At 63.6% G+C, this 7,433-nt stretch carries 8 protein-coding genes and 1 pseudogene; 3 read left to right on the top strand and 6 right to left on the bottom strand.

The genetic code is table 11. From position 1 onward, the window contains the following. Nucleotides 1-238: 238 nt before the first annotated feature. The 4 genes from NW75_RS24565 to NW75_RS15720 all read right to left on the bottom strand — a co-directional run bounded on the left by NW75_RS24565 (nt 239) and on the right by NW75_RS15720 (nt 2,855). The gene (locus NW75_RS24565; RefSeq protein ID WP_137903324.1) at nt 239-871 is read right to left on the bottom strand and encodes a hypothetical protein; all 633 of its coding nucleotides are present in this window, start codon (nt 869-871) and stop codon (nt 239-241) included. 95 nt (nt 872-966) lie between these two features. Next, the gene (locus tag NW75_RS15730) at nt 967-1,785 is read right to left on the bottom strand and encodes a fatty acid desaturase (protein ID WP_137903323.1); all 819 of its coding nucleotides are present in this window, start codon (nt 1,783-1,785) and stop codon (nt 967-969) included. A 35-nt stretch (nt 1,786-1,820) separates the two neighbouring features. Then, nucleotides 1,821-2,225 (bottom strand): hypothetical protein, encoded by a 405-nt coding sequence (locus NW75_RS15725; protein WP_052192452.1) that lies wholly within the window; start codon nt 2,223-2,225, stop codon nt 1,821-1,823. Between the two features lie 84 nt (nt 2,226-2,309). Continuing rightward, entirely contained in the window at nt 2,310-2,855 is a 546-nt protein-coding gene (locus tag NW75_RS15720) for a GbsR/MarR family transcriptional regulator (RefSeq protein ID WP_033966127.1), read from the bottom strand. Between the two features lie 33 nt (nt 2,856-2,888). Between NW75_RS15720 and NW75_RS28330 the strand changes: the two are divergent. The 3 genes and pseudogenes from NW75_RS28330 to NW75_RS15710 all read left to right on the top strand — a co-directional run. Further along, a pseudogene (locus NW75_RS28330) lies at nt 2,889-3,257 on the top strand (lysoplasmalogenase family protein); the annotation flags it as partial. A gap of 26 nt (nt 3,258-3,283) precedes the next feature. Continuing rightward, nucleotides 3,284-3,607, top strand: a complete 324-nt coding sequence (locus NW75_RS27465) for a lysoplasmalogenase family protein (protein WP_052192451.1) — start codon at nt 3,284-3,286, stop codon at nt 3,605-3,607. Next, a complete protein-coding gene (locus NW75_RS15710; RefSeq protein ID WP_033966126.1) occupies nt 3,582-4,013 on the top strand; it encodes a DUF488 domain-containing protein in 432 nt (143 codons plus the stop codon). The genes NW75_RS27465 and NW75_RS15710 overlap by 26 nt, the downstream gene beginning before the upstream one ends. A 6-nt stretch (nt 4,014-4,019) precedes the next feature. Here NW75_RS15710 and NW75_RS15705 read toward each other — a convergent pair whose 3' ends face one another. After that, on the bottom strand, nt 4,020-4,376 hold the full coding sequence (locus tag NW75_RS15705; RefSeq protein WP_033966125.1) for a DUF952 domain-containing protein: 357 nt from the start codon (nt 4,374-4,376) through the stop codon (nt 4,020-4,022). Beyond that, the gene (gene gyrA / locus NW75_RS15700) at nt 4,373-7,144 is read right to left on the bottom strand and encodes a DNA gyrase subunit A (RefSeq protein WP_033966124.1); all 2,772 of its coding nucleotides are present in this window, start codon (nt 7,142-7,144) and stop codon (nt 4,373-4,375) included. The genes NW75_RS15705 and gyrA overlap by 4 nt, the downstream gene beginning before the upstream one ends. Nucleotides 7,145-7,433: the final 289 nt, after the last annotated feature.

Raw genomic sequence — 7,433 nt, 5'->3', positions numbered from 1 at the left:
AATGGCAAAGGTCGATCGGGCGCGGGGAGGGGCTTAAAGTCACAGGAGAGTCACACCAACGACGGCGGAAGCGGGCGGTTGGGGATGCCTTAAAGTCACACGAGTCGCACCATCGGCGCCGTTTTTTGGGCGCTTGGTCTGGGGGTGTCGACGGTTTGAAAGAGCGGGTTTGCCGAGGCTGACAGATTGACGGTGTGTAGGACAGAGCGGATTTCTGGGGTTGGTGGAAATCGGTCGTTCAGTAGATTGTTTTGAATTGCCAACCGGTCAGCTTGATAGCGGCAAGGCCGAACTCATGCACTTCGCCTTGCTCCGGCGTCCATCGATTCAAAAAATGATAGCCATCACGATCTGTAACCTCGATCAGCCATTGCGATCCATCGGTTCCACCGTCGCAAATACGTGCTGGCAAGCTCGCAATACGAGTGCGCGCTATCAAGCTGCGTAAATTGCTAACCTCTTGGCGCGTCAGTTGTCTCTCAATTTCTTTGTCAATTTTCCCCGGATCATAGCCACCGGCACCCGTAAGCTGCTTTGCTACTAAGCGAGCCGTGTTTGAATTCAATCCTTCTATTCGTACGATCACAGGATGATGAAAAGTCGGCAACCAAGTAAATCGTACGACGTCGTTGAAAGGACGACCCTGCCGCGTCAGATTGAATAGCGATGGTTCCTTCGCGGCAGCAAGCTGGGAGGAGAACCACTTAGTCTCGAAGTCGCTTATGATGGGCATATGGCCCCTGCGATACCACGCGCACGAGACTGTTCGTTTCGATAAAGATGGAGGGAAAAACACTTGGCCATGAGCCATCTCGGGGAAGCCAAATCCCACAAAGGCAATGACGGCGAAAGCGGTCGCTGTTCTGATCACGTCTGAATCCCCATTCCAGAAACCAGCGTACCAGCTTGTCGGATGTCCGCAATTGGACGAAGCCGGCGGTCTATCATTTTCGGCCCGCCCCCTCCTCACCGCCACACCTCCGGAAACACCAGCCGTTCCCGCGCCGCCACCTCGGGCGCGGCGTCGGAGATGCGGTGGGCGAGGATGCCGAGCCGCCGCACCGGCACCGCCGGGTAGAGGTGGTGTTCGAGGTGGAGGAACATGTTGTAGGTCGCGAAATTGACCAGGGGTGAGCGCTGCGTGCGGGCGATGTCGTCCTCGGCGCAATCGTGGTGGGTGATCCACACCGCGAACAGGGCGGTGAGGCACTGCGCGACCAGCATCGCGGCGACGTGATAGAGCAGTACCGGGTGCAGTGTGCCGAGCGCGGCGGTGATGACGGTGAGGTTGAGCGCGAAATCGATCCGCATCCGGCGGCGCAAGGCGGGCGTGCCGTGCCGCCACGCATCGGCATGATTGCGCAAGGGGAAACGGGGTCCTTCGCACAGGACTTGCCAGAAGGTCATGCGGCCGCACGCGCCTTCGGTGTCCTCCGCCGTGCCGAGGTGGCGGTGGTGGCGCAAATGATTGAACGCGACGGCGTTGTTCGAGCCGAGCATCACCGCGCTGAGTGCGTGCATCACGATGCGGTGCGTGCGCCTGGCGAAGCCGAGATTGCCGTGGATCGCTTCGTGATTAAGCCGCAGCGCGGTCAGGAAAAACATGAAGGACGCCGCCGCGGCGAGCGGCCACAGCCCCATCGCCGCCAGCCCCCAGCTCGCAGCCAGCCACGGCAGCGGGTGCAGGCATTCGACCAGCCCGTCGCGCGGGCGCATCCCGACAAGATCGCGCCATTCCACTGTGCCGATGCGGTGGCGGTAGGTTGCGACGGTTTGCATGCCCATGATCTGCACTCCCCGTTGATGGTTGGGTGGTTACGTCACCGCGTGATCCGCTCGTCGGTGCGGGTGCTGTGGGCGGCGGCCAGTGGGCGTGCTTCGATCCAGCCGCTGACCTTGCGGCCGAAGCGGGCAATCGCGCCCATGTTGAAGAAGTGCATCGCGCCGAGCACGAGCACCGCGAGCCCGACCTTGCTGCTGAGGAAGCGCATCGCGCCGGTCAGCGTCGTCGGTTCGTTGCCGAGGCTGAGCGTCAGCGTGATGAAGCCGATGTTGACGAGGTAGAAGCCGACCACGAGCAGATGATTGGTCGAGCGCGCCAGCGTCTCGTTCTGGCCAAAGCATTGGATGAGGAAGACCTCGCCATTCTTCGACAGCGTGCGCGCGACCCAGATGGTGATCGCGAGCGTGATCGCGAGATAGAGAAGATATGAAATTTCGACCATGACCGGTTCCTTATACCTGTCGTTTCTGTAAGGACCGAAATAAACGGGCAAAGTTATGGTGGGATTGGGTGGGTGCGCATCGCCTTAATCCTTGGTCTTGCCGCCGGGAATGAAGCGGGCGACCTTGCTGCCGAGCTTCATCAGCGTGACGAGGGTGGTCTTGGGCAGGGTGCGGACTTGTTCGTACCAGCCGCTCAGCGTCGACAGGAATTCGTGCATGCGCAGCACGCGGTCGCGCAAATGGGCGGGGGCGGTGTCGTCCTGGCGGAGGCGCTCGGCCAGTTCGGCGAGCAAAGCGATGGTCGGGTCGATCTCGCGGCGCTTGCGCTCGGCGACGATGCGCATCAGCATTTCCCACAGGTCGCCTTCGGCCACGAAATGGTCGCGCCGGTCGCCCTCGACATGGACGCGGCGGACGATGGCATAGGCCTGCAATTCCTTGAGCGCGGTCGACACGTTGGAGCGGGCGAGCCCCAGCGCCTCGACGATCGCCTCGGCATCGACGGGCTTTTCGGAGAGATAGAGCAGCGCATGGACTTGCGCGACCGAGCGGTTGACGCCCCAATGCGTGCCCATTTCGCCCCAATGGAGAATGAAGGCCTTGGCGTCGGGATGGTCGAGCAGGGTCACCAGTAACTCCAATTTCTGTAAATACAGAAATAGATGAATTTTGTGCAGGTCAAGCCCGGTGTGCTTGCCGAAGCGGAGTCGGTGGCGCATCCTCCCACAATGTCTCAGCGTGTGCCGATCCCAGCCTTGTTCGTAACGGCCCTTGTTGCGGGGGTGAGTTTCTGGGCGGCCAGCCATATCTTGCCGGCTGGACCAGCGCTGGTGGCGTGGAAGGGGACTGCGGTTGCGCTGCTGGCCGTCTGGGTCGCGCTGGCCGCGCGGACGCTGGCGGCACGTTGGTTGGCGGTGGTGCTTGGGTTTGCGGCGCTGGGCGATGTGCTGCTGGAAACGTCGGGGATGACGATTGGCGGCGCTGCCTTCCTCGCTTCGCATCTGCTGGCGACCGGACTGTATTGGACCAACCTGCGTGCGACCGGTCGGGAACGGGCGTGGCGATCGCACTGCTGCTGGGGATTCCGTGCGCGGGCTATGCGCTGTCGGGGCAACCGGGTGTGCTGGTCTATGGGCTCGCGCTTGGCGGCATGGTGGCGACGGCGTGGATCAGCCGCTTTCCCCGCAGTTGGGTCGGGGCCGGAGCGCTGCTGTTCGCGGTGTCGGACCTGCTCATTTTCGCGCGACTGGGTCCGCTGGTCGATTCGATCGTTCCGACGTTGTTGGTCTGGCCGCTCTACGTCGCGGGACAGGCGATGATCGCTTATGGCGTGGTGAGAACGGAGCGCGCGGGAAATGAAGGTGTTCACGATCGGCTATGAAGCCACGACGATGGCCGATTTTCTGGCGGCGCTGACGGGCGCGGGGGTGGAGCGTGTGATCGATGTGCGTGCGCTGCCCTTGTCGCGGCGGCCGGGATTTTCGAAGACCTCGCTGGCGGCGTCGCTGGCCGAGGCGGGGATCGACTATGTGCATTTGAAGGCGCTCGGCACCCCCAAACGCGGGCGCGATGCCGCCAAGAAGGGCGATGTGGCGACGCTGGAGGCGGTCTATGCCGACCAGCTCGAACTCCCCGAGGCGCAGGCACAGGCGGCGCAGATGCTGGCGCTGGCGGCTGAAAAGCCAAGCGCCTTGCTCTGTTTTGAACGCGACCCGCGCCACTGCCACCGCACTTTGTTGCTGGAGGCAGAGGCCGAAGGCGCAGAGGTGGTCGATCTCTATGCGTGAGCGGCGTTAGCCCGCGACGGGCAGTTTCACGCGGCCGTCGGCATCGCGTTCGAGCGGGCCGTAAGCGATCACCGTCTCGAGCAGCAGCGGGCCGCCATAGAGATGCGGGAAAAGCTGGCCGCCGCGCGACTCCTCCCACTTCAACCCTGCGCCGAACGATCCGAGATCGACCGCCGCGACATGCAAATCGCTTTGCCCCGCGAAATGCTTGTCGACCGTCTCGGTCAACTGCTCGGCGGTCGAGAGGTGGATATAGCCATCAGCCAAGTCGATGGGGGCGCCGGCGAACGATTCCTCGCGCTCCAGCGTCGCCATCTGCTCGGCGGTCAGCACCTTATAGGCAGTGAGCGGCAGCTCGCTCATTCGCCATTGTCCGGGCCAGCCGCCAGATCCTCACCGGTATCGCCGGTATCGTCGGGGGCAACTTCGACAGCGGTCAGGTCGCGCACATCGGCCTCGGCATCGCCTTCGGCTTCCTCGATCCGCGCGGCGGAGACGACATGCTCGTTCTTGCCGACATCGAACAGCTTCACGCCAGCCGAGTTGCGGCCGATCACGCGCATCGAGCCGAGCGTGGTGCGGATCACCTTGGCCTGGTCGGTCACCAGCATCAACTGATGGCCCTTGGTCGCGGCGAAGCTCGCCACGACGGGGCCGTTGCGCGGGATGTTGTCGATGTTGGTGATGCCCTGGCCACCGCGCCCGGTGCGGCGATAATCATACGCCGACGACAATTTGCCGTAGCCATTGGCGCAGACGGTGAGGATGAACTGCTCGCGGATCATCAGCTCTTCATAGCGCGCCTGGGTCATCGCCATCTGGCCTTCGCGCTCGCCCTTCCACGGCGCGAACTTGAGATAATCCTCACGCTCCTCGGGTGTTGCGCCGACGCGGTGGAGGATCGACAGCGAGATCACCTCGTCATCGCCCTTCAGCGTCATGCCGCGCACACCGGTCGAATTGCGGCTCTGGAATTCGCGCACTTCGTCGGCGGCGAAGCGGATCGCCTTGCCCTGGCGGGTGGCGAGCAGCACGTCGTCATTCTCGCTGAGCAAAGCGACGCCGATCAGCCGGTCATCGGCATCGACGCCCTCGAACTTCATCGCGATCTTGCCGGCGGTCGGAATGTTGGTGAAGGCGTCCATCGAGTTGCGGCGCACGCTGCCCCGCGCCGTTGCGAACATGACGTGCAGAGCGGCCCATTCCGCCTCGTCTTCGGGCAAAGCGAGCACGGTCGAGATCGTCTCGCCCTCTGCCAGCGGCAGCAGGTTGATCATCGGGCGGCCGCGCGTGGCGGCACCGCCTTCGGGCAGCTTCCACACCTTCATGCGGTAGACCTTGCCGAGCGTCGAGAAGAACAAGACCGGCGTGTGCGTGCTGGTCACGAACAGGTTCGTGATCGCGTCTTCGTCCTTGGTGGCCATGCCCGCGCGGCCCTTGCCGCCGCGCGCCTGGGCGCGGAAGGTGTCGAGCGTGGTGCGCTTGATATAGCCCTGCATCGTCACGGTGACGACCATGTCCTCGCGCTCGATCAAGTCTTCATCGTCAATGCCGTCAGCAGCAGCGGCGATGTCGGTCTTGCGCGGGGTCGCGAATTCGGCGCGGACCGCGACCAGTTCCTCGCGCATCACCGCGAACAGCTTGGCGCGATCGGCGAGGATGGCGAGCAGTTCGGCGATCGAATCGGCGAGGCCCTGCAGTTCGTTGCCGATCTCGTCGCGGCCGAGCGCGGTGAGGCGGTGCAGGCGCAGATCGAGGATCGCGCGGACCTGAAGTTCGGACAGGCGATAGCTGTCTCCGGTGACTTCGACTTCGACCGCCTCGACCAGTTTGATGAACGGCGCGATCTCGGCGACCGGCCAATCGCGCGCCAGCAACGCTTCGCGCGCGGCGGCGGGGCTGGACGAGCCGCGGATCATGCGGACAACCTCGTCGAGGTTGGTCACCGCGATGACGAGACCAAGCAACAGATGCGCGCGGTCGCGCGCCTTGGCCAGCTCGAACTTGGAACGGCGAGTGATGACTTCCTCGCGGAAGGTCACGAACGCGGTGATAATGTCGCGCAGGTTGAGCAATTCCGGGCGACCGCCCCGGATCGCCAGCATGTTGGCGGGGAAGCTCGATTGCGCGGGCGTGTGGCGCCACAATTGGTTGAGCACGACCTCCGGGGTCGCATCGCGCTTCAAATCGATGACGATGCGCACGCCGAGGCGGCTCGATTCGTCGCGAATGTCGCTGACGCCTTCGATGCGCTTGTCCTTGGCGGCTTCGGCGATCTTTTCGACCAGGCCGTTCTTGCCGGTCTGATACGGGATTTCGGTGAGCACGATCGAGCGGCGATCGCCGCGCCCTTCCTCGACGACGTAACGTGAGCGGACGATGATCGAGCCGCGCCCGGTTTCATAGGCCGAGCGCGCGCCTGCGCGGCCAAGGATGATCGCGCCGGTCGGGAAATCGGGGCCGGGGACGATCTCGATCAGTTCCTCGGTGGTCAGTGGCTCGCGCGCGCCGGTCATCGAATCGATGATGGCGAGCGTCGCGTCGATCACTTCGCCGAGATTGTGCGGCGGGATGTTGGTTGCCATGCCGACGGCGATGCCGCCTGCACCATTGACCAGCAGATTGGGGAAACGCGCCGGTAGCACCGAGGGTTCGCGCTCGGAGCCGTCATAGTTGGGGACGAAGTCGACCGTATCCTTGTCGATGTCCTCGAGCAGCGACCCTGCGACCTTGGCGAGACGCGCCTCGGTATAGCGCATCGCGGCGGCTTTATCGGGGTCCATCGAGCCGAAATTGCCCTGGCCGTCGATCAGCGGCACGCGCATCGACCAGTCCTGGCTCATGCGGACCAAGGCTTCGTAGATCGAGCTGTCACCGTGCGGGTGATATTTACCCATCGCGTCACCGACGATGCGGGCGCATTTGCGATAGGGCCGGTTGTAGACGAAGCCGCTTTCGGACGCCGACCAAAGAATGCGACGATGAACGGGCTTCAGGCCATCGCGAACATCGGGAAGTGCGCGCGCGACGATCACGCTCATCGCATAGTCGAGATAGCTCGACTTCATCTCGTCGACGATCGAGATCGGGGCAATGTCGGAAGGGTCGGCGAGGACGGTCTCGTCGGTCAATTTATGGTGCCTTCGGCTGTGTTACGGGAATGCGACAAACCCTAGCCGAGCGCGCAACGAAACGCCACCCCCGCGCGCATCGCAGCGGCGCAGGGGTGGGTTTGGTTCGCTTATTTGCAGGCGGCCTTGTTGGCGTTGCCGGCCTTCGAACAATTGTAGGTGATCGTCTTGCCGGTGCTGGTCTTGGTGGTGACCATACGCCCGGTGGCCGCAGCGGCAGGTTTGCGGGCTGCGGGCTTGACGGCGGCTGGCGCGGCAGGTGCGGGCTTTGCGGCTGCAGGGTGGCGGG

It is taken from the genome of Sphingomonas sp. Ant H11, assembly GCF_000797515.1.
Taxonomy (GTDB): Bacteria; Pseudomonadota; Alphaproteobacteria; order Sphingomonadales; family Sphingomonadaceae; genus Sphingomonas.
The sequence above is the reverse complement of the archived record's forward strand: the minus strand, read 5'-3'. Positions and strand labels throughout refer to the sequence as shown.

Excerpts from the sequence above, each read along its gene's own strand:
- NW75_RS15730 (WP_137903323.1), bottom strand. The coding sequence starts at position 1,785 with ATGGGCATGCAAACCGTCGCAACCTACCGCCACCGCATCGGCACAGTG.
- NW75_RS15725 (WP_052192452.1), bottom strand. The coding sequence starts at position 2,225 with ATGGTCGAAATTTCATATCTTCTCTATCTCGCGATCACGCTCGCGATC.
- NW75_RS15710 (WP_033966126.1), top strand. The coding sequence starts at position 3,582 with ATGAAGGTGTTCACGATCGGCTATGAAGCCACGACGATGGCCGATTTT.
- NW75_RS15705 (WP_033966125.1), bottom strand. The coding sequence starts at position 4,376 with ATGAGCGAGCTGCCGCTCACTGCCTATAAGGTGCTGACCGCCGAGCAG.